Origin of the sequence: Amycolatopsis sp. NPDC006131, assembly GCF_040614175.1 — a bacterium.
GTDB lineage: Bacteria > Actinomycetota > Actinomycetes > Mycobacteriales > Pseudonocardiaceae > Amycolatopsis_E > Amycolatopsis_E tucumanensis.
Genome location: NZ_JBEXTX010000007.1, coordinates 133,449 through 157,325, shown reverse-complemented (window position 1 = coordinate 157,325; position 23,877 = coordinate 133,449). Strand labels below are relative to the sequence as shown.

At 72.9% G+C, this 23,877-nt stretch carries 18 protein-coding genes and 1 pseudogene; 11 read left to right on the top strand and 8 right to left on the bottom strand.

What is annotated here, in order from left to right; all coding sequences use genetic code 11:
• From ABZ215_RS07010 to ABZ215_RS07000, 3 genes and pseudogenes are all read right to left on the bottom strand, one after another.
• The coding region (locus ABZ215_RS07010) for a DHA2 family efflux MFS transporter permease subunit (protein WP_354948338.1) at positions 1–1,397 on the bottom strand (1,397 nt) is incomplete at its 3' end.
• Positions 1,394–2,150, bottom strand: a pseudogene (locus tag ABZ215_RS07005) (DUF899 domain-containing protein). The gene ABZ215_RS07010 and the pseudogene ABZ215_RS07005, both read right to left, overlap by 4 nt.
• A 73-nt stretch (positions 2,151–2,223) precedes the next feature.
• Positions 2,224–3,246 carry an RNA polymerase subunit sigma-70 gene (locus ABZ215_RS07000; protein WP_354948336.1) on the bottom strand — a complete coding sequence of 341 codons (1,023 nt, stop codon included), beginning with the start codon at positions 3,244–3,246 and terminating at the stop codon, positions 2,224–2,226.
• A 138-nt stretch (positions 3,247–3,384) separates the two neighbouring features.
• Between ABZ215_RS07000 and recQ the strand changes: the two genes are divergently transcribed.
• Both recQ and ABZ215_RS06990 read left to right on the top strand, forming a co-directional pair.
• Positions 3,385–5,220 carry a DNA helicase RecQ gene (recQ, locus tag ABZ215_RS06995; RefSeq protein ID WP_354948334.1) on the top strand — a complete coding sequence of 612 codons (1,836 nt, stop codon included), beginning with the start codon at positions 3,385–3,387 and terminating at the stop codon, positions 5,218–5,220.
• Positions 5,220–5,576, top strand: coding sequence for an arsenate reductase family protein (locus ABZ215_RS06990; RefSeq protein ID WP_237338555.1), 357 nt, complete (start codon positions 5,220–5,222; stop codon positions 5,574–5,576). The genes recQ and ABZ215_RS06990 overlap by 1 nt, the downstream gene beginning before the upstream one ends.
• Positions 5,577–5,733: 157 nt before the next feature.
• Here ABZ215_RS06990 and ABZ215_RS06985 read toward each other — a convergent pair whose 3' ends face one another.
• Together ABZ215_RS06985 and ABZ215_RS06980 are read right to left on the bottom strand one after the other, a co-directional pair.
• A complete protein-coding gene (locus ABZ215_RS06985; protein WP_020420643.1) occupies positions 5,734–6,933 on the bottom strand; it encodes a cation:proton antiporter in 1,200 nt (399 codons plus the stop codon).
• A 4-nt stretch (positions 6,934–6,937) separates the two neighbouring features.
• Positions 6,938–7,420 carry a cation:proton antiporter regulatory subunit gene (locus ABZ215_RS06980; RefSeq protein WP_026153076.1) on the bottom strand — a complete coding sequence of 161 codons (483 nt, stop codon included), beginning with the start codon at positions 7,418–7,420 and terminating at the stop codon, positions 6,938–6,940.
• A 114-nt stretch (positions 7,421–7,534) separates the two neighbouring features.
• Here ABZ215_RS06980 and cmk point away from each other — a divergent pair, with 114 nt between their 5' ends.
• From cmk to ABZ215_RS06935, 9 genes are all read left to right on the top strand, one after another.
• Positions 7,535–8,236, top strand: a complete 702-nt coding sequence (gene cmk, locus ABZ215_RS06975; RefSeq protein ID WP_237338570.1) for a (d)CMP kinase — start codon at positions 7,535–7,537, stop codon at positions 8,234–8,236.
• Positions 8,233–8,910 (top strand): lysophospholipid acyltransferase family protein, encoded by a 678-nt coding sequence (locus ABZ215_RS06970; RefSeq protein WP_020420641.1) that lies wholly within the window; start codon positions 8,233–8,235, stop codon positions 8,908–8,910. The genes cmk and ABZ215_RS06970 overlap by 4 nt, the downstream gene beginning before the upstream one ends.
• On the top strand, positions 8,907–10,331 hold the full coding sequence (der, locus tag ABZ215_RS06965; protein ID WP_020420640.1) for a ribosome biogenesis GTPase Der: 1,425 nt from the start codon (positions 8,907–8,909) through the stop codon (positions 10,329–10,331). Before ABZ215_RS06970 ends, der begins: the two co-directional genes overlap by 4 nt.
• Positions 10,332–10,472: 141 nt before the next feature.
• Complete coding sequence (locus tag ABZ215_RS06960) at positions 10,473–14,333, top strand: Pls/PosA family non-ribosomal peptide synthetase (RefSeq protein WP_354948332.1); 3,861 nt, start codon at positions 10,473–10,475, stop codon at positions 14,331–14,333.
• On the top strand, positions 14,321–15,571 hold the full coding sequence (locus ABZ215_RS06955; protein WP_020420635.1) for a M1 family metallopeptidase: 1,251 nt from the start codon (positions 14,321–14,323) through the stop codon (positions 15,569–15,571). Before ABZ215_RS06960 ends, ABZ215_RS06955 begins: the two co-directional genes overlap by 13 nt.
• A 243-nt stretch (positions 15,572–15,814) precedes the next feature.
• Positions 15,815–16,933 (top strand): substrate-binding domain-containing protein, encoded by a 1,119-nt coding sequence (locus tag ABZ215_RS06950; protein WP_354948330.1) that lies wholly within the window; start codon positions 15,815–15,817, stop codon positions 16,931–16,933.
• A 91-nt stretch (positions 16,934–17,024) separates the two neighbouring features.
• Positions 17,025–17,798: an ATP-binding cassette domain-containing protein gene (locus tag ABZ215_RS06945; RefSeq protein ID WP_017982028.1), complete on the top strand. Its 774-nt coding sequence runs from the start codon at positions 17,025–17,027 to the stop codon at positions 17,796–17,798.
• Positions 17,799–17,812: 14 nt separating this feature from the next.
• Positions 17,813–19,243, top strand: a complete 1,431-nt coding sequence (locus ABZ215_RS06940; protein ID WP_020420633.1) for an ABC transporter permease — start codon at positions 17,813–17,815, stop codon at positions 19,241–19,243.
• 45 nt (positions 19,244–19,288) lie between these two features.
• Positions 19,289–20,464: an ROK family transcriptional regulator gene (locus ABZ215_RS06935; protein WP_020420632.1), complete on the top strand. Its 1,176-nt coding sequence runs from the start codon at positions 19,289–19,291 to the stop codon at positions 20,462–20,464.
• A gap of 4 nt (positions 20,465–20,468) precedes the next feature.
• Here ABZ215_RS06935 and ABZ215_RS06930 read toward each other — a convergent pair whose 3' ends face one another.
• From ABZ215_RS06930 to ABZ215_RS06920, 3 genes are read right to left on the bottom strand one after another with little or no spacing between them, the layout of a single operon-like run.
• Entirely contained in the window at positions 20,469–22,052 is a 1,584-nt protein-coding gene (locus ABZ215_RS06930) for an ABC transporter ATP-binding protein (protein ID WP_354948327.1), read from the bottom strand.
• Entirely contained in the window at positions 22,049–22,921 is an 873-nt protein-coding gene (locus tag ABZ215_RS06925; RefSeq protein ID WP_354948325.1) for an ABC transporter permease, read from the bottom strand. The genes ABZ215_RS06930 and ABZ215_RS06925 overlap by 4 nt, the downstream gene beginning before the upstream one ends.
• A complete protein-coding gene (locus ABZ215_RS06920; RefSeq protein WP_354712960.1) occupies positions 22,918–23,874 on the bottom strand; it encodes an ABC transporter permease in 957 nt (318 codons plus the stop codon). The genes ABZ215_RS06925 and ABZ215_RS06920 overlap by 4 nt, the downstream gene beginning before the upstream one ends.
• Positions 23,875–23,877 lie beyond the last annotated feature (3 nt).

Here is a 23,877-nt window from a genome sequence, read left to right as displayed (position 1 = left end):
TCGGGGGGGGGGCCCCGGGGCGGGGGGGGGGCCGCCCCCCCCCGCCCCGGAATGCCGAGCGCGACGAGCACGCCGGTGAACGCGAGCACGGCCACCGCGCCCATCCCCGCCGAGAACCCCGTGCTGAACTCCCCGGGCGAGGTGTAGCCGCCGCCCGCGGCCGCGAACACCGCGACCGTGACCGACGTGCCGAACACGCCGCCGAAGATCCGCAGCATCATGAACGCGCCGGACGCCTGGCCGATCTCCGGCGGGCTCACCGCGGCGACCACCGCCCGCTGCGCCGCCGGCATGGCCATGGTCACGCCGACGCTGCCGACGACCAGGGCAGGCAGGATCTCCAGGTAGCCGGTGGCGGCGTCGGTGATCAGGGCGATCCAGCCCATGCACACCGCCTGGAGCAGCAGCCCGCCCGCCACGAACGCGCGCTCGCCGAACCGGTCGGCCAGCCGCCCCGCGATCGGCGCGCACACCATCAGCGTCGCGGTCCACGGCACCAGCCGCAGACCGGCGACGAACGGCCCGTCACCGTGGACGATCTGGAAGTACTGCGCCAGGAAGAACATCGTCCCGTACAGCGAGGCGAACACCAGGAAGTTCGCCGGGTTGGCGGTGGCGAACGCCCGGGACCGGAAGAAGCGCATCGGCAGCATCGGGGCCTCGGCGCGCCGTTCCCAGAACACGAACGCCACCACCAGCGCGACCCCGAGCACGAGCGCGCTCAGGACCTCGGCGCTGCCCCAGCCCGCCGCGTTCCCGCGGACCAGGGCCCACACGATGCCGAACCCCGCCGCGGTCACGAGCCCCACGCCAGCAAGGTCGAACCGCTTGGCCGGGCCGAAGCTCTCGCCGACGTGCCGCCCGGTGAGCAGGATCGTGATCAACCCGACCGGCAGGTTCAGCCAGAAGATCCACTGCCAGGCCAGGCCCTGCGCGACGGCACCGCCGATGAACGGGCCGCTGAAGGTGGCCAGACCGGTGATCCCCAGGTACAGCCCCATCGCCCTGCCCCGCTCGTTCGGCGGGAACGCGGCGCTGACCAGGGTGAGCGACAGCGGCAGCACCATCGCGGCCCCGGCCCCCTGGAACGCCCGGGCCGTGACGAGCGCACCGATGCCCGGTGCCAGCGCGCACGCCACCGACGCGACGGTGAACAACGCCAGGCCGGCGACGAACACGCGGCGGCGGCCGAACCGGTCACCCAGCGCCGCGCCGGTCAGCAGCAGCACCGCGAACGCCAGGTTGTAGGCGTTGACCGTCCACTCCAGCGATTCGAGCGACGCCGACAGGTCCTGCCGGATCGACGTGAGCGCCGTCGTCACCACCAGGCTGTCCAGGGCCATCATGAACGACGCCGTCGACGCCAGGCCCAGTACCCAGGCCTGCCGCGGGGTCACCGGGCGCCGCGCGGTTCGGCGCGGGTGAGCGGCGGGCGCTGATCGTCCGGGTCGTCCGGGTCGGGCTCGCCGAACCACCGCGACGGGGCGTGCCGGCCGTACTCGTCGTGCCAGTCCCACCACTCGTAGGGCGCCGTCTGCGGGTAGCCCTCCGGCGAGTCCTCCCAGGTTTCCTGGCGGCCGAGCGCGGTCAGGTCCAGGTAACTCCAGTTGGTACCCAGCGCCTCGTCGCCCCGGTTGTTGACGAAGTAGGTGCGGTACACCCGGTCGCCGTGGTGGATGAAGGCGTTGGTGCCGTGCCAGGAGTCGACGCCGAAATCGGCGTCGAAGTCGTCGGTGATGGTGTACCAGGGCATCTGCCAGCCCATCCGCGCCCGCACGCGCTCGATGTCGGCCTGCGGGGCACGCGAGGCGAACACCAGCGTGGTGTCCCGCGCGTTGATGTGGGCGAGGTGGCCGAGGTTGTCCGCCATCATCGAGCAACCGCGGCAGGCGTGGTCCGGCCAGCCGTGCACGCCCGGTTCGAAGAAGGCGCGGTAGACGATCAGCTGGCGGCGGCCGTCGAACAGGTCGAGCAGGCTCGCCTCGCCCTCCGGCCCGTGGAACGTGTAGGGCTTCGTCACTTCCAGCCAGGGCATCCGCCGTCGCTCGGCGGCCAGCGCGTCGCGCGCGGGTGAGTTCCTTCTCCTTGACCAGCATCCGCCGGTGCGCGGCCGCCCACTCGGCCGGTGACACGATCGGTGGTGTGTGCATGTGTCCGCCTTCCCGTTTCGTCGGATACCGGTACCGACACCGGCGGGAGCGGGAACTGGTCGGGGAGGCCGGATCACGGGCGCAGCGTGCGTGGGAAACCGAACCGGGCCAGCAGCGCGGTGTCGGAGAACCGGGTCAGAGCGCCGATCCGGTCGCCGCTCAGCGTCAGCACGAGCACCCCGTGCGCGTGCACCACCGGGGTCCGCGGGTCGCGGACGTAGTAGCCGAACGCGGGCTGGCCGTTCGCCCTGGCCGGGTACAGCACGTACCGGCGGCCGTCGCGCATCACGACGGTGTCCAGGAAGGTCCGGATGGCGTCGAGCCCCTGGTACTCCAGCGGCAGCGGCGGCATGGTCAGCCACGCGTCGTCGGTCAGCAGGGCCACGATCGCCTCGACGTCCCCGGCCTCGAACGCGCGCGCGAAGGTGTCCACGATGCGGCGTTCCCGGGGCGAGCCCGGCAGCGGCGCGTCCGCCCGGCCGGGCAACTCGCCGGCCAGCGCGGCGCGTGCCCGGGTGAGCGCGCTGGTCACCGCGTTCTCGGTCGTGTCCAGCATCTCCGCCACCTCGGCGGCCCGGAAGCCCAGCACGTCCCGCAGCACCAGCACCACCCGTTGCCTCGGTGGCAGGTGCTGCAGCGCGGCGAGGAACGCCAGCGACACCGACTCCCTGGCCTCGTACCGGGCCTCCGGGCCGGCCAGGTGACCGACGGCGGCCTCCAGCAGCTCCTCGGGACACGGTTCGAGCCAGCTCGGCTCCGGCCGGCGGCGGGATGGTTCGGGCAACGGAACGCCTCCTCGGGGGCTCGGGTGATCCCGCGGGCGGCGCGCCTCGGCGCGCAGCGCGTTCAGGCAACGGTTGGTGGCGATCCGGTACAGCCAGGTCCGCACGGAAGCGCGGCCCGCGTAGCCGCCGAGGCCGCGCCACGCCGCCAGCAACGTCTCCTGCAGCATGTCCTCGGCGTCCTGGACCGAGCCGAGGATGCGGTAGCAGTGCACCTGCAGCTCGGCCCGGAACGGTTCGACGAGCGCGCGGAAGGCCTCGCCGTCGCCGCCGCGCGCCAGGTCCAGGAGTTCCTCGTGGTGGGTCGGGTGCATGGCGGCTCCTTCGTTCGCGCGTGGTCCTCACTGTGGTGGACACCGCCGGTCCGGGAAAATGGTCGCTCCGCGCGCGGCACGACCGGGCATCTCGTGTGGCGGCGCCCGGCGGCCGCGCCGAGCCCCTAGGATCGCGGCGTGGCCTCCGCTGAAACCATCCCCGTGAGCGACGCGCTGCAGACGCTGCGCCGCGTCTTCGGTTACGACTCCTTCCGCGGTGACCAGGAAGCGATCGTCGAGCACGTGATCGGCGGCGGCGACGCGGTCGTGCTGATGCCGACCGGCGGCGGGAAGTCGCTGTGCTACCAGATCCCGTCGCTGGTGCGCCCCGGCACCGGCGTGGTCGTCTCGCCGCTGATCGCGCTCATGCAGGACCAGGTCGACGCGCTGCTGGCGGTCGGCGTGCGCGCCGGGTTCCTCAACTCCTCGCAGGACTTCGAGCAGCGCCGCGAGGTCGAGGCCGCGTTCCTCGCCGGCGAGCTGGACCTGCTGTACCTGGCGCCGGAACGGCTGTCGATGGAGTCCACGCGGAACCTGCTCGACCGGGGCAAGGTCGCGTTGTTCGCCATCGACGAGGCGCACTGCGTGTCCCAGTGGGGCCACGACTTCCGGCCCGACTACCTGGGCCTGTCCGAGCTGCACGAGCGCTGGCCGGACGTGCCGCGCATCGCGCTGACCGCGACCGCCACGAAGGCCACGCACGCCGAGATCGTGTCGCGGCTCAACCTCGGCGAGGCGCGCCAGTTCGTGGCGAGCTTCGACCGGCCCAACATCCAGTACCGCATCGTGCCGAAGGCCGAGCCGAAGAAGCAGCTGCTCGACCTGATCCGCACCGAGCACCCCGGCGACGCGGGCATCGTCTACTGCCTGTCACGCAACTCGGTGGAGAAGACCGCGGAGTTCCTGGTGGCCAACGGGATCAGTGCGGTGCCCTACCACGCCGGCCTCGATTCCCGGACCCGCGCGCGCAACCAGGCGCGGTTCCTGCGTGAGGACGGGCTGGTCGTGGTGGCGACGATCGCGTTCGGCATGGGCATCGACAAGCCGGACGTGCGGTTCGTGGCGCACCTGGACCTGCCGAAGTCGGTCGAGGGCTACTACCAGGAGACCGGGCGAGCCGGCCGGGACGGGCTGCCGTCGACCGCGTGGCTGGCCTACGGGCTGCAGGACGTCGTGCAGCAGCGGCGGATGATCCAGACCTCCGAGGGCGACGACGCGCACCGCAGGCGGCTGTCGCAGCACCTGGACGCGATGCTCGCGCTGTGCGAGACCGTCGAGTGCCGTCGCGCGCAGCTGCTGAACTACTTCGGCCAGCCCGGGCAGCCGTGCGGCAACTGCGACACCTGCCTGACGCCGCCGGAGTCGTGGGACGGCACGATCGCCGCGCAGAAGCTGCTGTCCGCGGTGTACCGGCTGCAGCACGAGCGGGGCCAGAAGTTCGGCGCCGGGCAGATCATCGACATCCTGCTGGGCAAGCAGACGCCGAAGGTGACGCAGCACCGGCATGACCAGCTGACCGTGTTCGGGGTGGGGCAGGAGCTGTCGGAGAGCGAGTGGCGCGGCGTGGTGCGGCAGCTGCTGGCGCAGGGGCTGCTGGCCGTCGAAGGCGACTACGGGACGCTGCTGCTGACCGAGGCCAGCGGCGAGGTGCTGGGCCGCAAGCGCGAGGTGCGGATGCGCCGCGAGCCCAAGCGCGCCGGCCGGGCGGCCACGGCGACCGCGAAGCGCAAGGCGGCGGCGGAGATGCCGGAAGAGGCCCGTCCGGTGTTCGAGAAGCTGCGGGCCTGGCGGTTCGAGGAGGCGAAGAACCAGGGCGTGCCGGCCTACATTGTCTTCAGCGACGCGACCCTGCGTCAGATCGCCACCGAGCAGCCGTCTACTTTGGACGAGCTGGCCGGGGTGAGCGGCGTCGGGGAGAACAAGCTCGCCCGGTACGGCGAGCAGGTGCTGGCGACCCTGGCGGGAGGCGAGTAGTGGAGATCTGGGTCAACCCGCGGTGCTCGAAGTGCCGCTCGGCGCTGTCGATCCTGGACGAGGCGGGGGTGTCCTACGAGGTGCGCAGGTACCTGGAGGAGCCGCCGACGGTGGCGGAGCTGGACGCCGTGCTCAAGCGGCTGGGCCTGGACCCGTGGGACATCGCGCGCCTGCAGGAGCCCGAGGCCGCCGAGCTGGGCGTCAAGAGCTGGCCGCGCGACGAGGCGACGCGGGACCGCTGGCTGACGGCGCTGGCGGAGCACCCGAAGCTGATCCAGCGCCCGATCATCACCGCCGACGACGGGACGACGGTGGTGGGGCGGACGGAAGAGGCCGTGCGCTCGGTTCTGCCTTGAGTGGAGCCGCCGGCGACGGAGTGGTGGGGCGGATGGCCGAGGTGCTGCGCCCGGTTCTGCTGTGAGGGGTGCCGCCGGCGGGGCGGACGAACCAAGCCGTGCGCTCGGTCTGCCTTGAGTGGAGCCGGCGACCACACTGTCGCCGACCCGGGGGAATTCAGCCCGCGCGGGAGGTCGCCGGCTCGTGGCCGTGTCCGCGGCGCCGCTGCAGGCCCTTCGCCAGCGGCTCGACCACGCGGGCCGCGATGGGGCCGAGGATCGCCATCAGCAGCACGTACGCGGTCGCGAGCGCGGCCAGCTCGTCGACCACCGCGCCGGCCGACACGGCCAGCCCGGCGATGACGATCGAGAACTCACCCCGCGCCACCAGCGCGGCACCGGCGCGGGCGCGGCCCAGCTTGCCGACACCCTGACGCCGCGCGGCCCACCAGCCGGTCGCCACCTTCGTCAGGGTGGTCACCACCGCGAGCAGCACGGCCCAGCCGAGCACCGGCGGGATGGACGCCGGGTTCGTGTTCAGCCCGAACACCACGAAGAACACCGCGGCGAACAGGTCCCGCAGCGGCTCCAGCAGCCGCGTCGCGTTGTGGGCCGTCGAGCCGGAGATCGCGATGCCCAGCAGGAACGCGCCGACCGCGGCCGACACCTGCATCGCCGACGCGAGGCCGGCCACCAGCAGCGCCGCGCCGAGCACCTTGAGCAGGAACACCTCGCGGTCGTCGGAGTCCACGATCGCCGACACGTACCGGCCGTACTTCAGCGCGATCACCAGCACGACGGTGATCACCAGCAGCGAGATGCCGACGGCCTCCAGGCCGCCGAGGAAGCTGACCCCGCCCAGCAGCGCGGTCAGGATCGGCAGGTACAGCGCCATCGCCAGGTCCTCGAACACCAGGATCGACAGCACCACCGGGGTCTCCCGGTTGCCGAGACGGCCGAGGTCGCCGAGGACCTTCGCGATGATCCCGGACGAGGAGATGTAGGTGACGCCCGCCATCACGATGGCGCCGATGGGGCCCCAGCCGAGCAGCAGCGCGACCGCCGCGCCGGGCGCGGCGTTGAGCACGATGTCCAGCAGGCCGGCCATCCACGAGCGTTTCAGCCCGGTGAACAGCTCGGCCGCGGAGTACTCCAGGCCCAGCAGCAAGAGCAGCAGCACGACGCCGATCTCGCTGGCCAGGTGCGTGAAGTCGCCGATGTCGCCGAGCGGGATCAGTCCGCCCTGCCCGAAGGCCAGGCCGCCGAGGAGGTAGAGCGGGATGGGGGAGAGGCCGATCTTCCCGGCGAGGCGTCCCAGGACGCCGAGCACGAAGAAGACGGCCCCGAGTTCGATCAGGGCCAGTGCGGTGTGCTCCAAGGGCTCAGCCGTTCTTCAGGATCTTGAGGGCGCCCTCCAGGCCTTCCGACGTGCCGACCGCGACCAGCACGTCACCGGCGGTGAACGTGAAGTCCGGGGTGGGGGAAGGGTGCACCTGGCCGGCGCGCATGACGGCGACCACGGACACGCCGGTCCGGGTGCGCATCGCCGTGTCGCCGAGGGTGCGGCCGTCGAACGGGGAGTTCGCCTTGATGGGCAGCTGCTTGGTGTTGATCCCGGGGACCTCGCGGTGCTCCTCGGTGAGCTGCGCGACCAGTTGCGGGGCGCCGAGCAGGTTGGCCAGCGCGCCGGCCTCGTCGGCGGTCAGGGGCAGGGACGCCAGGCACGCGTCGGGGTCGTCGGACTTGGACACGATCAGCTCGATCTGCCCGTCCCGGTGCGTGACCACGCCGATGCGGCGTCCGTTCCGGGTCGCGAAGTCCTTCCGCACACCGATGCCCGGTAGGGGCGTTACTTCCACGTTCACACCGCCACGGTACCGGTGCGGCCGTCACCGGGTGGGCCAGGCACAATGGAGAACCGCAGGTACGGACCGATCGAGACGGCGAGGAGAGCATCGGTGGCGGGAGCCCTACGCGGCGTGGTCGCTCTGGACGGACCCTCGGGAACCGGGAAGACCACGGTGGCGCGCAAGCTCGCCGGGCGCCTGTCGGCCGGCTACCTCGACACCGGCGCGATGTACCGGGTGGTGACGCTGGCCGTGCTGCGCGCGGGCGTCGACCCGGCCGACGGCCTCGCGGTCGCCGAACTGGCCCGGACCACCGACTTCGCGCTCGGCACCGACCCCTCGGCGCCGAGCGTCCACCTGGCGGGCGAGGACGTGGCGGCCGAGATCCGCGGCGCCGAGGTCAACCACGCGGTGTCGCCGGTCTCGGCGGTGCCCGAGGTGCGTGAGCTGCTGGTCGCGCGGCAGCGGCGGATCATCGGCGAGGTGCTGGACGAGATCGGCGGCATCGTCGTCGAGGGCCGCGACATCGGCACCGTCGTCACGCCGGACGCCCCGCTCAAGGTCTACCTGACCGCGGACCCGGCGGTGCGGGCCGCGCGCCGCAGCGCCCAGGACACCGCCGCCGGGCGGCAGAGCAGCCAGGCCGAGGCGCTGGCGTCGGTCGACCGGCGGGACCGGCTCGACTCGACGCGTGCCGTCGCGCCGCTGAAGGCCGCCGACGACGCGGTGCACCTGGACACCACCGAGCTGTCCATCGACCAGGTGCTCGTCGCCCTGTCCGAGCTGGCCGGCCAGCGCGGGCTGCTGGGCACGTGCGCGCAGGTAACGCGGTGAGCCCTGCCGGTCTGCCGGACGGCGCGTCGGCCCGGCTGCACGACGCCGCCCGGTTCGTCGGGACGCACCTGTTCAAGCCGGCATACCGGCTGCGGATCCGCGGCCTCGAGCGGGTGCCCAAGACCGGGCCGGTGCTGGTGGTGGCCAACCACAGCTCGATGGTCGAGCCGCAGATCATCTTCGGAATGTTGCCGCGCCGTTCGGTGTTCCTCGTCAAGGAGGAGATGTTCACCGGGGCGGTCGGGTGGTTCCTCCGGCGCATCGGCCAGGTGCCGGTGCGCCGGGGTGAGCCCGACCGGGCGCCCCTGCTGACCACGGCGAACGTGCTCAAGGGCGGCGGAGTCGTCGCGGTGTTCCCGGAGGGGACCCGCGGCGAGGGCGATGTCACCAGCGCCGAGCGCGGCGCGGCCTGGCTGGTCCGGGCCTCCGGCGCGGTGGTCCTGCCGATCGCGGTGCGCGGGACGCGGCGTCCCGCGGGCAGCGGGCGGCGGTTCCGGCCCCGGGTCGACATCCTGGTGGGTGAGCCGTTCACGCTCGAGGTCGGCCGCGGCCGGGCCGGGCTGGACGAGGCGACCGGGCGGCTGCGGGACGAACTCGCGGGCCTGGTCCGCACCCTCGACGAATGGCGTGCAGCGCAGGGCGAGCCCGTGCGCGGGAAGAAAGCGGAGTTATGACGGAGCTTGACGGGACCTGGTCGGACGAGGCGGAGTTCACCGCGCTCGACAGCCAGGCCGACGACGCGGCGTCCGAGGAGGAAGCCGAGCTGAGCCAGCCCGTGCTGGCCGTCGTCGGGCGCCCGAACGTGGGCAAGTCCACCCTGGTGAACCGGATCCTCGGCCGCCGCGAGGCGGTCGTGCAGGACACGCCCGGCGTGACCCGGGACAGGGTGGCCTACGACGCGCAGTGGTCCGGCCGCCGGTTCACGGTGGTCGACACGGGCGGCTGGGAGCCGAGCGCGACCGGGCTGCAGGCCGCGGTCGCGGCGCAGGCCGAGCTGGCGATGAACACCGCGGACGCGGTGCTGGTCGTGGTGGACGCCTCAGTCGGCGCGACCGCGACCGACGAGGCCGTGGCGAAGGTGCTGCGCCGGTCGAAGCGGCCGGTGCTGCTGGCGGCCAACAAGGTCGACGACGAGCGGCTGCTGGCCGACGTGGCCTCGCTGTGGTCGCTCGGCCTCGGCGAGCCGCACGCGGTGAGCGCCCTGCACGGCCGCAGCTCGGGCGACCTGCTCGACGCGATCATCAAGGTGCTGCCCGAGGCCCCGCGCGAGCGCGAGGCCGTCGCCGGGCCGCGCCGCGTCGCGCTGGTGGGCAAGCCGAACGTGGGCAAGTCCAGCCTGCTCAACAAGCTCACCGGTGAGCAGCGGTCCGTCGTGGACTCGGTCGCGGGCACCACGGTCGACCCGGTCGACTCGCTGGTGGAGCTGGACGGCCAGGTGTGGCGGTTCGTCGACACCGCGGGCCTGCGCAAGCGGGTGCACACCGCGAGCGGCACCGAGTACTACGCGTCGCTGCGCACCAAGGCCGCCATCGACTCCTCCGAGGTCGTCATCGTCCTGCTGGACGCCAGCGAGCCGCTGTCCGAACAGGACCTGCGCGTGCTGACGTCTGTCGTGGAGTCCGGCCGCGCGTGCGTGCTGGCGCTGAACAAGTGGGACCTCGTCGACGAGGACCGCCGCCACCAGCTGGAGAAGGAGCTCGACCGCGGCCTGGTGCGCGTCACCTGGGCCGAGCGGGTCAACATCTCCGCGCTCACCGGGCGTTCGGTGCGCAAGCTCGCGCCGGCGCTGCGGACCGCGCTCGCCTCGTGGGACCAGCGGGTCCCGACCGGGCAGCTGAACTCGTGGCTGTCCGAGCTGATCGCGGCCACCCCGCCGCCGGTGCGCGGCGGCAAGCAGCCCAAGGTGCTGTTCGCGACCCAGGCCGGCATCCGCCCGCCGACGCTGGTGCTGTTCACCACCGGGTTCCTCGAGGCCGGGTACCGCCGCTTCATCGAGCGGAAGTTCCGCGAGCGCTTCGGTTTCGCGGGCAGCCCGGTGCGCATCAACGTGCGGGTGCGGGAAAAGAAGCCGCGGCCCGGCAAGAAGGGCAAGTGACGCAACGAGGTGTGACGGCGGCGACACCCCGGTGAGACCGCCCGGCCACCTGCCGTTCACCTCGGGTAGAGTGATCGTCCCGCGCGGGCGCCTCACACTTTTCGCGAGTTCCGGCCCGAACGCTGGCGGAAGGTGAACTCCATGGGCGCGCCCGTTCTCGATCCGACGCTGCCCGGGGTGCTGACCCCGGAGCGGGCCCTGTTCCCCGGCGGTCCGGCCGCGGCGCGGCGCACGCTGCTGGACGTGCTGGCCGACACCGCCGTGCGTCACCCGAACGCGGCGGCGCTCGACGACGGCGAGCGGGTGCTGAGCTACCGCAGGCTGTCCGAGGAGGCGCAGGCACTGGGCAGGCGGCTCGCCGCCGAAGGCGTCGGCCGCGGCGACCGCGTCGGCGTCCGGATCTCCTCCGGCACCGCCGACCTCTACGTCGCGATCCTGGGCGTGCTCGCCGCGGGCGCGGCCTACGTGCCGGTGGACGCCGACGACCCGGACGAGCGGGCCGAGCTGGTGTTCGGCGAGGCCGGCGTGTGCGCGGTGCTGATGGACGACGGGCTGACGATGCTCGCCGAGCCCGGCCGCCGCACCGGCGTGCCCACGCCGGACGACGACGCGTGGATCATCTTCACCTCCGGTTCGACGGGCAAGCCCAAGGGAGTGGCGGTCAGCCACGGTTCCGCGGCCGCCTTCGTCGACGCCGAGGCCCGGCTGTTCCTCACCGAGGAGCCCATCGGCCCCGGTGACCGCGTGCTGGCCGGGCTGTCGGTCGCCTTCGACGCCTCGTGCGAGGAGATGTGGCTGGCCTGGCGGCACGGCGCGTGCCTGGTGCCCGCGCCGCGCGCGCTCGTGCGCACCGGCGTCGACCTCGGGCCGTGGCTGGTCGCGCAGCGCATCACGATCGTGTCCACCGTGCCGACCCTGGCCGCGTTGTGGCCGGCCGAGGCGCTGGAGGACGTGCGGCTGCTCATCTTCGGCGGCGAGGCGTGCCCGCCGGAGCTGGCCGAACGGGTCGCCGTCGAGGGCCGCGAGGTGTGGAACACCTACGGGCCGACCGAGGCGACCGTGGTCGCCTGCGCCACCCCGCTGACCGGGGAGGGCCCGGTGCGGATCGGGCTGCCGCTGGCCGGCTGGGACCTCGTGGTCGTGGACGCCGCGGGTGAGCCGGTGGCGATGGGGGAGTCCGGTGAGCTGGTGATCGGCGGCGCCGGCCTGGCCAGATACCTCGATCCGGTGAAGGACGCGGAGAAGTTCGCGCCGCTGCCCGCGCTGGGCTGGGAGCGCGCCTACCGCAGCGGCGACCTGGTGCGCGCCGAGCCCGCTGGGCTGGTGTTCCTCGGCCGCGCCGACGAGCAGATCAAGCTCGGCGGCCGCCGCATCGAGCTGGGCGAGGTGGACGCCGCGCTGCAGGCGCTGCCCGGGGTCGCCGGAGCCGCCGCGGCGATCCGCACCACCAAGGCGGGCAACCAGGTTCTCGTCGGGTACGTGGTGCCGCAAGGCGAGTTCGACACCGACGGCGCTTCGGCTCAGCTGCGCGAAAAACTGCCCGCCGCGCTGGTGCCGCTGCTCGCGGTGGTCGACGACCTGCCGACCCGCACCTCGGGCAAGGTCGACCGCGCCGCGCTGCCCTGGCCGCTGGCCACTGTGGACAGTGCCGCCGCGCTGACGGCGACCGAGTCGTGGCTCGCCGAGGGCTGGGCGGAGATCCTGGGCGTGCCGGTGACCGATCCGGGCGCCGACTTCTTCACCTCCGGCGGCGGCAGCCTCACCGCCGCGCAACTGGTGGCGCGCATCCGCACCCGCCACCCGCGGGTGTCGGTCGCCGATCTCTACCGCCACCCGAAGCTCGGCCAGCTCGCCGCGCTGCTCGACGGCCTCGACGGGGAAACCGAGCGGCGGCGCGACGTCCGCCCGGTTCCGCGGCGGGCCGGGGCCGCGCAGGCCGTGCTGGGCCTGCCGGTGCTCGCCCTGACCGGCCTGCGCTGGCTGACCGCGCTCGCCGCACTGTCCACTGTGCTCTCGACGGCCGGCGTCGCCTGGGCGCCGTCCGTGCCGTGGTGGTCGCTCGCGCTGGCCTGGCTGGTGCTGTTCAGCCCGCCCGGCCGCATCGCCATCGCGGCCGGCGGCGCGCGGCTGCTCCTGCGTGGCGTGCGCCCCGGCGCGCACCCCCGCGGCGGCCGGGTCCACTTGCGACTGTGGGCGGCGGAGCGGCTCGCCGAGGCCGCCGGCGCCGCCGGCATCTCGGGCGCGAGCTGGATGACGCTGTACGCCCGCGCGCTGGGCGCGAAGGTCGGCAAGGACGTCGACCTGCACACCCCGCCGCCGGTCACCGGCCTGCTCAAGCTGGGCCGCGCGGCGGCGGTGGAGCCCGAGGTCGACCTGTCCGGGCACTGGGTGGACGGCGACGTCGTGCACATCGGCAAGATCCGGATCGGCGCCGGCGCCCGCGTCGGCGCGCGCAGCGTGCTGCTGCCCGGCGCGCGGATCGGCAAGGGCGCGGAGATCGCCGCCGGGTCGACCGTGCTGGGCGCGGTGCCCGCGGGCCAGCGCTGGGCGGGTTCGCCCGCGCGCCGCGACGGCAAGGGCGCGCTGCGCTGGCCGTCCAGCCGCCCGCCGCGGTCGCGGTTCTGGGCCTTCGCCTACGGGGCCGCCTCGTTCGTGCTCGGCTTGTTCCCGGTGCTCGCCGCCGTGCCCGGCCTGCTGGTGCTGGGCGCCGCGGTCGGGGGGACCACGACGATCGGCGCCGCGCTGCGTGCCGCGCTGCTCGCCGTGCCGGTGGCGACGGTGGCCGCCTTCGGCACCTACGCGCTGCTGGTGCTGGTGTCCGTGCGGCTGCTCGGGCTGGGCCTGCACGAGGGCTACCACCCGGTGCACGGCCGGATCGCCTGGCAGGTGTGGGCCACCGAGCGGCTGATGGACCTGGCCCGCCAGGTGCTGTTCCCGCTCTACGCCAGCCTGTTCACGCCGGTGTGGCTGCGGCTGCTGGGCGCGAAGGTCGGCCGCGGCGCGGAGGTCTCGACCGTGCTGGCGGTCCCGCGGATGACGCAGGTCGACGACGGCGCGTTCCTCGCCGACGACACCATGGTCGCCACGTACGAGCTGGGCCACGGCTGGCTGCACGTCGCGCCGACGCGCATCGGCAAGCAGGCGTTCCTCGGCAACTCCGGCATGGCCGCGGCCGGGCGCGCGGTGCCCAAGCGCGGTCTGGTCGGGGTGCTGTCCTCGGCGCCGCGCAAGGCGAAGAAGGGCTCGTCGTACCTGGGCATGCCGCCGATGCCGCTGCGCCGCGCGGTGGAGGCGGCGGACTCCAGCCGCACGTTCGCGCCGCCGCCGCGGCTGAAGGCCGCGCGGGCCGCGGTCGAGCTGTGCCGGATCGTGCCGGTGATGTGCGCGGTCGCGCTCGCGGTGCTCGTGCTGGCCGCGCTGGCGGCGGTGTGGTCGGCGGCGGGCCTGCTCGTGGCCGCGGTCGCCGCCCCGGTGGTGCTGGTCGTCGCCGGTCTGGTGGCCGGGGTGGTGACCACCGCGGTGAAGTGGGCGCTGACCGGGCGGTTCCGGGCGGTGGACCACCCGCTGTGGAGTTCGTTCGTGTGGCGCACCGAGCTGGCCGACACGTTCGTCGAGACGCTCGCGGTGCCGTGGCTGGTGAGCTGGAGCGCGGGCACGCCGCTGCTGCCGTGCTGGCTGCGCACGATGGGCGCGAAGATCGGCCGCGGGGTGTGGCTGGAGACGTACTGGCTGCCGGAGACCGACCTGGTGCGGCTGGGCGACGGCGCGACCGTGAACCGGGGGTGTGTCGTGCAGACCCACCTGTTCCATGATCGGATCATGCGCATGAGCGAGGTGACCGTGGCCGAGGGCGCGACCGTCGGCCCGCACGGGATCGTGCTGCCCGGCGCGAGCGTCGGCGCGCGCACCACCGTGGGCCCGGGTTCGCTGGTGACCCGCGGCGACGCCGTCCCGGCCGACAGCCGCTGGCTGGGCAACCCGATCGCGGCGTGGCGGGCGTGAGCCGCGCCGACTACACGCTCGGCCACGGCAGCGACGACTACCGGGTCACGCACTACGACCTGGAGCTGGACTACAAGATCGGGCCGAACCGGCTGAGCGCGCGGGCGGCCCTGTCCGCGGTCGCCGCGGGCGAGCTGAGCCGGATCCCGCTCGACCTGGCCGGTTTCACGGTCAAGGGCGTGCGCGTGGACGGGCGGACCGCGAAGTTCACCCACCGCGGCGGCAAGCTGGTGGTGCGCCCGGTGCGGCCGGTGCGCGGCGAGTTCACCGTCGAGGTGCGCTACTCCGGCAACCCGCGGCCGGTGGCGAGCCGGTGGGGCGAGATCGGCTGGGACGAGCTGACCGACGGCGCGCTCGTGGCGAGCCAGCCGACCGGGGCGCCGTCCTGGTTCCCGTGCAACGACCGGCCGGGGGACAAGGCGACCTACCGGGTGTCGCTGACCACCGCGTCGGCCTACACGGTGCTGGTGACCGGCGACCTGGTCACCCGCCGCGCCGGGGGCAGTGCGACGACGTGGGTGTTCGAGCGGCGCGAGCCGACGGCGCCGTACCTGATGAGTGTCCAGATCGGACGGTACGACGAGCTGGTTCTCGATGGGGTGCAACGGATCGCGGTGCCGCGGCGACTGCGTGCCGCGGCCGCGCACGACTTCGGCCGCCAGCCGGAGATGATGCGCGGGCTCACGGAGTGGTTCGGGCCGTACCCGTTCGGCGAGTACGTCGTGGTGGTCACCGACGACGACCTGGACGACCCGATCGAGGCGCAGGGCATGGCGATCTTCGGCGCCAACCACGTCGACGGCCGGCGCACGTTCGAGCGGCTGGTGGTGCACGAGCTGGCGCACCAGTGGTTCGGCAACAGCCTCACCGTCGCAGGCTGGCGGCACATCTGGCTCAACGAGGGCTTCGCGACCTACGCGGAATGGCTGTGGTCGGAGGCCTCCGGCGGCCCGTCCGCGGAGGCGCTGGCGCGCGACTGGCGGTCCCGCGTCGGCACCGACGTCGCGATCGGCGACCCGGGCGTGGCGCGCCTGTTCGACGAGCAGGTCTACAAGCGCGGCGGCCTGGTCCTGCACGAGCTGCGCGGCCGGGTCGGCGACGAGGTGTTCTTCGGCCTGCTGCGGACCTGGGTGGCCGGGCACGCACACGGCACCGTCACCACCGAGGACTTCATCGCGCACGCGGAGCGCGCCGCCGGTGTGCCGCTCCGTGACGAGTTCGCCTCCTGGCTCGGCTGAGCCACCCCGTTCTCGCCCCGGGCGGAGTTGCGCCCGCTCCTGGCCGTCTGAGCAGCGAGGACGTCCCTTTCGGGCAACGTGCCGCCGCCGTTCATCCCGCTTCCGCCCGCGACTTGAGGATCGCGGCCCTTTTGTTACCGGAACGTGTCGGATCGGGCTTCCCCTCACACGCGGTCACGACGTATGTTGTCGGCCACAACATTCAAATGTTGTGAGTCACAACATTCCTGCCAAGGGGACGCAATGAAGCGGAGAAAGACCCTCGCGCTGGCCGCCGCGGGCACCGGGCTCGTCCTGGCGCTGACCGCGTGTGGAGCGAACAGCGCCAACAACGACAGCGGTGGGAGCGGCGGGTCGGACAACGGCGGCCCGAAGGTCGGCGTGATCCTGCCGGAGACCGCGACCTCGGCCCGCTGGGCCGGGTTCGACCAGCCGATGCTCCAGTCGGCCCTCACGAAGGCCGGGCTCAGCCCGATCATCGAGAACGCCCAGGGCGACAACCAGCGGTTCGCGCAGCAGGCCGACAGCATGCTCAGCCAGGGCGTGAAGGTCCTGATCATCGCCGCGCCCAGCGGTGACGTCGGCGCCACGGTCGAGCAGAAGGCCAAGCAGCAGGGCGTGCCGGTCATCAACTACGACCGCCTCAACCTCGGTGGCAGCGCCGACTACTACGTCAGCTTCGACAATGTCCAGGTCGGCCGCCTGCAGGGCCAGGCGCTCGCGGACGCGCTGAAGACCAAGCCGGGCGCCCAGGTCATCGAGATCGAGGGCTCGCCGACGGACAACAACGCGACCCTGTTCTACAACGGGCAGCAGGAGATCCTCGGCCCGCTCTACAGCTCGGGCGCGCTGAAGAAGGTCGCCAGCCAGCGCATCGACAAGTGGGACAACGCGGTCGGCGGCGCGACCTTCGAGCAGTTCCTGTCCGCCAACGGCGGCAAGGTCGACGGTGTGCTGGCCGCCAACGACGGCATGGCCGGCGCCGTGATCACCGTGCTGCAGAAGAACGGCCTCGCCGGCTCGGTCCCGGTCACCGGCCAGGACGCCAGCGCCGCCGGCCTGAAGTCGATCCTGCAGGGCCAGCAGTACTCGACGGTGTTCAAGCCGATCCAGCAGGAGGCCGACGCCACCGCGCAGCTGGCCGCCGCGCTGGTCAAGGGCGACACCGCGGGCGCCGACGCCATCGCCAAGCAGACCTCCACCGACCCGACCGGCAACCGCACGGTCAAGTCAGTGCTGCTGCAGCCGTTCTCCATCACCAAGGAGAACGTGAAGATGGTGGTCGACCAGGGTTACGTCAAGGCGAGCGAGATCTGCGGCGGCGACACCGCCCCGGTCTGCCAGCAGCTGGGCATCTCCTGACGGCACGCGTCGCCTGGGGGCGCGTGGCCCGGAAACCCCGGACCGCGCGTCCCCTCCACGCGTGTCTCCCACGGATAGCGGAGGTTCTTCCATGAACGAGCCCGTCCTCGCGCTGCGAGGCGTCAACAAGAGCTTCGGGCCGGTGCACGTCCTGCACGACGTGGACTTCCAGGTGCGCGCGGGGGAGGTCACCGCGCTGGTCGGCGACAACGGCGCCGGGAAGTCCACGCTCGTCAAGTGCATCGCGGGCATCCACCCGATCGACAGCGGCGAGGTCCTCTTCGAGGGCAAGCCGGTCCACATCCACAACCCGCGCGAGGCGGCCGCCCTCGGCATCGAGGTCGTCTACCAGGACCTCGCGCTGTGCGACAACCTCGACATCGTCCAGAACATGTTCCTCGGCCGTGAGCGCAACCAGCGCGGTCTGCTCGACGAGGCGGCGATGGAGCTGGCCGCGCGCAAGACGCTGGCGTCGCTGTCGGTGCGCACCGTCAAGTCGGTCCGCACGCCGGTGTCGTCGCTGTCCGGCGGGCAGCGGCAGACCGTCGCGATCGCCAAGGCGGTGCTGTGGAACAGCAAGGTCGTGCTCCTCGACGAGCCGACCGCCGCGCTCGGCGTCGCGCAGACCCGGCAGGTGCTCGACCTGGTGCGGCGCCTGGCCGAGCAGGGCCTCGGCGTGGTGCTGATCAGCCACAACATGAACGACGTGTTCGAGGTGGCCGACCGGATCGCCACCCTCTACCTCGGCCGGCTGGCCGCCGACGTCGCCACCAAGGACGTCACGAACAGCCAGGTCGTCGAACTGATCACCGCGGGCCGGTCCGGCGACCTCGGCCTGGCCCGCCCCGAGACCGCGGCCGTGTGAGGAAAGAAGTGGCCATGACTGAAACCCCCACGAAGCCCGGCTCGGGCCAGCCCCCGGCGGCGATCTCGGACTTCGGCATCGACACCACCTCGCGGTCCACCCGCGAAGCCATCGGCGACTACTTCGGGCGCCTGCGCGGCGGCGAGCTGGGCGCCCTGCCCGCGCTGCTCGGCCTGCTGGTGCTGGTGCTGGTGTTCACCGGGCTGTCGGACACCTTCCTGTCGCTGAACAACATCGCGAACCTGTTCGCGCAGGGCGCCGGGCAGACCATCATCGCGATGGGCATCGTCCCGGTGCTGCTGCTCGGCGAGATCGACCTGTCCGCGGGCACCGCGTCCGGCCTGGCCGCGTCGGTGATGGCGTTGCACTTCACCCAGGACGGCAACCTGCTCGGCAACTTCGGCAGCACCGTGTTCTACGGCTTCATCGTCGGCTCGATCGTGGCGGCCGCGCTGTGCGTGTGGATGCGCGTCTGGATCGGCGCGGTGCTCTCGCTCGTCGTGCCGGTGTTCATGCTGGCCGGGTTCGCCGCGAACCCGTGGATCGAGATCGTGCTGGCGATCTGCGTCGGCGTCGTCATCGGCGCGCTGACCGGCACCATCGTGGCCAAGATCGGCATCCCGTCGTTCGTGGTGACCCTGGCGCTGTTCATCGGCTGGTACGGGCTGCTGCTGCAGCTGGTCGGCGAGGGCGGCACGATCTCCATCCGGCAGAGCGACGTGCTCTACCAGGTGGCCAACGGCAACCTGTCCATCCTGGGCGGCTGGATCATGTTCGTGGTCGCCGCCGGCGGCTACGCCGCGGTGGTCCTGACCCGCCACTTCGGACGGTTGCGGCGCGGACTGGTGGCGCAGCCGACGACGATCGTGGTCGTCAAGGCCGGCGCGGTGCTGGTGCTCGGCGCGGTCGCGACCTACCTGCTCAACACCAACCGCTCGCCCAACCCGAACCTGACCACGATCGCCGGCGTGCCCTACGTCGTCCCGATCGTGCTGGTGCTGCTGGTGGCCGGCACGTTCGTGCTGGACCGCACCCGCTACGGCCGGCACATCTACGCGGTCGGCGGCAACAAGGAGGCCGCGCGGCGCGCCGGCATCAAGGTCGACAAGATCCGGATGAGCGTGTTCCTGATCTGCTCGGCGGTCGCGGCGATCGGCGGCATCGTCTACAGCTCGAAGGTCGGCGCGGTGGACGGCAACTCCGGTGGCGGCAACACGCTGCTGTTCGCCGTCGGCGCGGCGGTCATCGGTGGCACGTCGCTGTTCGGCGGCCGCGGGCGGCTGCGCGACGCGGTGATCGGTGGTCTCGTGCTGGCGACCGTCCAGAACGGCCTCGGCCTGCTCGGGTTCCAGGCGGCTACGGTTAACATCATCACCTGCCTGGTCCTTCTGGTGGCGGCAGCCGTCGACGCGCTGTCCCGCAAGCGTGCCGCGGTCGCGCGCTGAGGCACGGGTGAGGACCGCCGACCACCGGCCAGCAGGGAAGCGCAGGTGACGACCACACCGACCGCGGGCACCCGCCCCGACGACGTGCGCCGGCACAACAGGGCCGCCCTGTTGCGCCGGTTGCACGTCCACGGCCCGTCCACACGGGCCAGTCTCGCCACCGACCTCGGGCTGAACCGCAGCACGATCAAGGCGCTGGTGGACGGGCTGGCCGAGGACGGGCTCGTCGAGGAGCGGGTGCCCGCTCAGCGCAGCGGGGCCGGCCGCCCGTCCCTGCTGGTGCTGCCGCAGCCGCAGGCCGCGGTGGTGCTGGCGATCGACATCCGGGTGGAGCGGGCCGGGATGGCGCTGGTCGGCATCGGCGGCGAGATCCTCGGGCGGGGCGGGTGGAACATCCGCTCCACCACCAACGACCCGCGCGAGGTGTTCACCAAGATCGTCGACACGGCCGGCCCGCTGATCGACGAGCTGGGCGTCCACCCGGTCGCGGCGGGCGTGTCGGTGCCGGGCGTGGTGCGGCACCAGGACGGGTTCGTGCACGAGGCGCCGAACCTGCACTGGACCGACATCCCGCTCGGCGCCTGGCTGTCGCGGGCCCTGCAGCTGCCGGTGCACATGGGCAACGACGCCGAGCTGGGCGCGCTCGCCGAGCACCTGCGCGGGGTGGCGCGCGGCTACGACGACCTCGTCTACATCGGCGCGGAGGTCGGCGTCGGCGGCGGTGTGATCTCCAACGGGGTGTCCATGCGCGGCGCCGGCGGGCACCACGTGGGCGAGGTCGGGCACATGGTGGTGCGGCCGCAGGGGCGGCAGTGCTACTGCGGGTCGCACGGCTGTTGGGAAACCGAGGTGGGGGAGCGGGCGCTGGCGCGGGCGCTGGGGCTGGACGAGGACAGCCCGGTCGGCGCGATCGTGCACGAGCTGCGGCTGCTCTCCGCCGACGGCGAGGCGCCGGACGTGCTCGCCGAGTTCACCGAATGGCTCGCGCTCGGGCTCGGCAACGTGGTCAACCTGCTGTGCCCGCAGCTGGTCGTGCTGGGCGACCTGTTCACCGCCCTGCCCCCGGCGCTGGTCGAGCACGTGGAGCGAACCGTGCGGGAGCGGAGCCTGGTGAGCAGGGCCCTCGCCGGAACGCGGGTGGCGACGTCCGCGCTGGGCACGGACGCGAAGCTGCTGGGCGCCGCGGAGCTGGCCTTCGAGACGGTGCTCGCGGACGGCTGAGGCCTCAGGCGAGCACACCCGCGCCGGGGATCGAGTCCAGCAGTTGCCGCGTGTAGGGCTCCTCGGGGGCTTCGAGCACCTTCGCGACCGGGCCCTGTTCCACGACCCGTCCGGCGCGCATCACGACCACGTCGTGCGCGATGGCCTTCACCACGGCCAGGTCGTGCGAGATGAACAGGTAGCTCAGCCCCAGTTCCTCCTGCAGGGTGCGCAGCAGGGTGAGGATCTGGTCCTGCACCAGGACGTCCAGCGCGGACACCGCCTCGTCGCACACCACCAGCCGCGGGCCCAGTGCCAGTGCGCGGGCGATCGCCACCCGCTGACGCTGGCCGCCGGACAGTTCATTGGGGTAGCGGTGCGCCGTCGACGCGGGCAGGGCCACCTGGTCGAGCAACTCGCGCACCTTCGCGGCCCGGCTCGCCTTGTCACCGACGCGGAAGATCCGCAGCGGCTCGGTGATCAGCCGCTCGACGGTGAACAGCGGGTCGAGCGAGGCGTAGGGGTCCTGGAACACCGGCTGCATCGCCCGGCGCGCCGCCTTCAGCCGGGCGCCGCGCAGGCCGAGCACGTCCTCGCCGTCGAGGCGGATCGTGCCGCCGGACACCGGGACCAGCCCGAGCACCATCCGGGCCGTCGTTGTCTTGCCGGAGCCGGACTCGCCGACGATCGCGGTGGTGCGGCCGCGTTCGACGGTGAACGACACGTCCGCCACCGCCGTGAACACGCCCCCGCCGCCGCGGATCCGGAACTCCTTCGACACCCCCGAAACCTCCAGCACCGGTGGCGCCGGGTCCACGGCGGGCATCGGGTCCTTGAGCGAGGGCGCGGCCGCGATCAGCCGCCGCGTGTACTCGTGCTCCGGCGCCGTCAGGACCCGCCGGGCCGGCCCGGACTCCACGACCCGGCCCTGCGACATGACCACCACGCGGTCCGCGCGTTCGGCGGCCAGGCCGAGGTCGTGGGTCACCAGCAGCAAGGCCGTGCCCAGCTCGCGGGTCAGCCCGTCGAGGTGGTCGAGGATCTGCCGCTGCACGGTCACGTCCAGCGCCGAGGTCGGCTCGTCGGCGATCAGCAGGTCCGGGCGGCAGGCCAGCCCGATGGCGATCAGCACCCGCTGCCGCATGCCGCCGGAGAACTCGTGCGGGTACTGCCGCGCTCGAAGCGCCGGCTCGGGCAACCCGGCCTCACCGAGGATCTCCACCGCCCGCGCCATCGCCTCCCGCCGGGTCGCCAGTCCGTGCGTCACCAGCGTTTCGGCGACCTGCCTGCCGACGCGCGCCACCGGGTTGAGGTTGGTCATCGGGTCCTGCGGCACCAGCCCGATCTCCCGGCCGCGCAGCCGCCGCATCCGCTTCTCGCCGGCGTGGGTGACGTCCTCGCCGCGCACCGCGATCCGCCCGCCGGTGACCCGCCCGGCGCCGGGCAGCAGGCCCAGCACCGCGTGCGCCGTCGTGGACTTGCCGGACCCGGACTCGCCGACCACGGCGACCCGCTCGCCGGGCATGATCGTCAGGTCGGCGCCGTGCACCACCTCGGTGCCGCCGAAGGACACCCGCAGATCCTCGACCCGCAGCAACGGTTCCGTCATCGGGAGCTCCTCGGGTCGAGTGCGTCGCGCAGCGCGTCGCCGGACAGGTTGAAGCCCAGGCAGATCAGGGCCAGCGCGATGCCCGGGAACACCCCGGGCCACACGGTGCGGAACAGGTACTGCTGCGCGTCGGAGAGCATGATCCCCAGGCTCGGCTCTGGCGGCTGGATGCCCAGCCCGAGGAAGGACAGGATCGCCTCGCCGAGCACGGCCTGCGGCATGATCACCGTGGCCTGCACGATGATCGCCGACGCCGCGTTGGGCAGCACGTGCTGACCGAGGATCCGCCACGGCCCGGCGTGCATGGTGTGCGCCGCGAGCACGAAGTCGCTGTCCTTCATCCGCAGCGTCTCGGCCCGCACCACGCGGATCATCGCCGGGATGTTGCCGATGCCGAGCGCGACCGCGGCGTTGACCAGGCCGCCGCCGTTGATCGCGGCGAGCCCGACCGCCAGCAGCAGGAACGGGAACGCGAGCATCAGGTCGGTCAGCCGGGACACGATCGCGTCCAGCCACCGCCAGTACCCGGACAGCAGTCCCAGCGGGACCCCGACCACGATCGCGAGCGCCACCGACAACAGCCCGACCTCGAGCGAGGTGCGGGTGCCGTACAGCACGCGGGACAGCACGTCGCGGCCCAGGTCGTCGGTGCCCAGCGCGAACCCGACGGTTCCCGGTTGCTGGAACGGGGTCGTGAAGTGCACTTCGGACGGTGCGTAGGGGGCGAGCCAGGGGGCGCACACCCCGGCGACGAGCACGATCAGCAGCAGCACGCCGCCGGTGACGCCCATCGGGTTGCGCAGCAGGTTTCCCAGCACCCGGCCGCGCACCCGGCCCACGGGGGCAGGCGGTTCGGCGATCGCGGTCATGCGGCCCTCCCGGAGACCCGGACCCGCGGGTCGATGACCGTGTAGAGGACGTCGACCAGCAGGTTGATGACGATGTAGGCGAAGGTGATCACCAGCACGACGGCCTGGATCACCGGGTAGTCGCGGCTGAACACTGAGTCGAGCGTGAGCTTGCCGATGCCGGGCAGGCTGAAGATCCGCTCGGTGACCACGGCACCGGCGATCAGCCCGCCGAGCTGGAGTCCGACGATCGTGGTCACCACGATCAGGCTGTTGCGCAGCCCGTAGCGGAAGACCACCGCGCCGCGCCCGAGCCCCTTCGCGCGGGCGGTGCGCACGTAGTCGGCGGTGAGCGTGCCGACCATCGACGACCGGGTCTGCCGCTGCACGACCGCGGCGTGCGACAGGCCGAGGATCACCGCGGGCAGCGTGAGGTAGTACAGGCCGCGCACCGGATCCTTCAGCGGCGACACGTAACCCGACGCCGGGAACCATCCCAGTTGGACGGACAGGTACACCACCGCGAGGATGCCGAGCCAGAACGTCGGCACCGACAGCGCGAACAGCGAGAACCCGTTGGCCGCCCACTCCGGCCAGCGCCCGCGGAACACCGCGGCGAGCACGCCGAGCAACAGCCCGGCCAGCACCGCGATCAGCATCGCGTACACCGCGAGCTGCACGGTGACCGGCAGGGTCGTGCCGATCATCTCCGACACCGGGGTGCCGGTGCGGGTCGACCGGCCGAAGTCGCCGGTGAGCGCGTGGCCGAGGAACTTGAGGTACTGCACCGGCAGCGGGTCGTCGAGGCCCAGCTGGGCACGCACCGCGGCGAGCGTCTCCGGATCGGCCTCCTCACCGGCCATCGCCAGTGCCGGGTCGCCGGGCAGCGCCCGCACGCCGGCGAACACCACGATCGAGGCGAGCACCAGGGTCAGCGCGGACTGCCAGAGCCGGTGCAGAAGGTGACGCAGCATCGG

Coding starts and splice junctions, on each gene's coding strand:
- ABZ215_RS06925 (WP_354948325.1), bottom strand. CDS start 22,921: ATGACCGCGATCGCCGAACCGCCTGCCCCCGTGGGCCGGGTGCGCGGC.
- ABZ215_RS06960 (WP_354948332.1), top strand. CDS start 10,473: ATGGGCGCGCCCGTTCTCGATCCGACGCTGCCCGGGGTGCTGACCCCG.
- der (WP_020420640.1), top strand. CDS start 8,907: ATGACGGAGCTTGACGGGACCTGGTCGGACGAGGCGGAGTTCACCGCG.
- ABZ215_RS07000 (WP_354948336.1), bottom strand. CDS start 3,246: ATGCACCCGACCCACCACGAGGAACTCCTGGACCTGGCGCGCGGCGGC.
- ABZ215_RS06920 (WP_354712960.1), bottom strand. CDS start 23,874: ATGCTGCGTCACCTTCTGCACCGGCTCTGGCAGTCCGCGCTGACCCTG.
- ABZ215_RS06950 (WP_354948330.1), top strand. CDS start 15,815: ATGAAGCGGAGAAAGACCCTCGCGCTGGCCGCCGCGGGCACCGGGCTC.
- ABZ215_RS06945 (WP_017982028.1), top strand. CDS start 17,025: ATGAACGAGCCCGTCCTCGCGCTGCGAGGCGTCAACAAGAGCTTCGGG.
- ABZ215_RS06930 (WP_354948327.1), bottom strand. CDS start 22,052: ATGACGGAACCGTTGCTGCGGGTCGAGGATCTGCGGGTGTCCTTCGGC.
- ABZ215_RS06940 (WP_020420633.1), top strand. CDS start 17,813: ATGACTGAAACCCCCACGAAGCCCGGCTCGGGCCAGCCCCCGGCGGCG.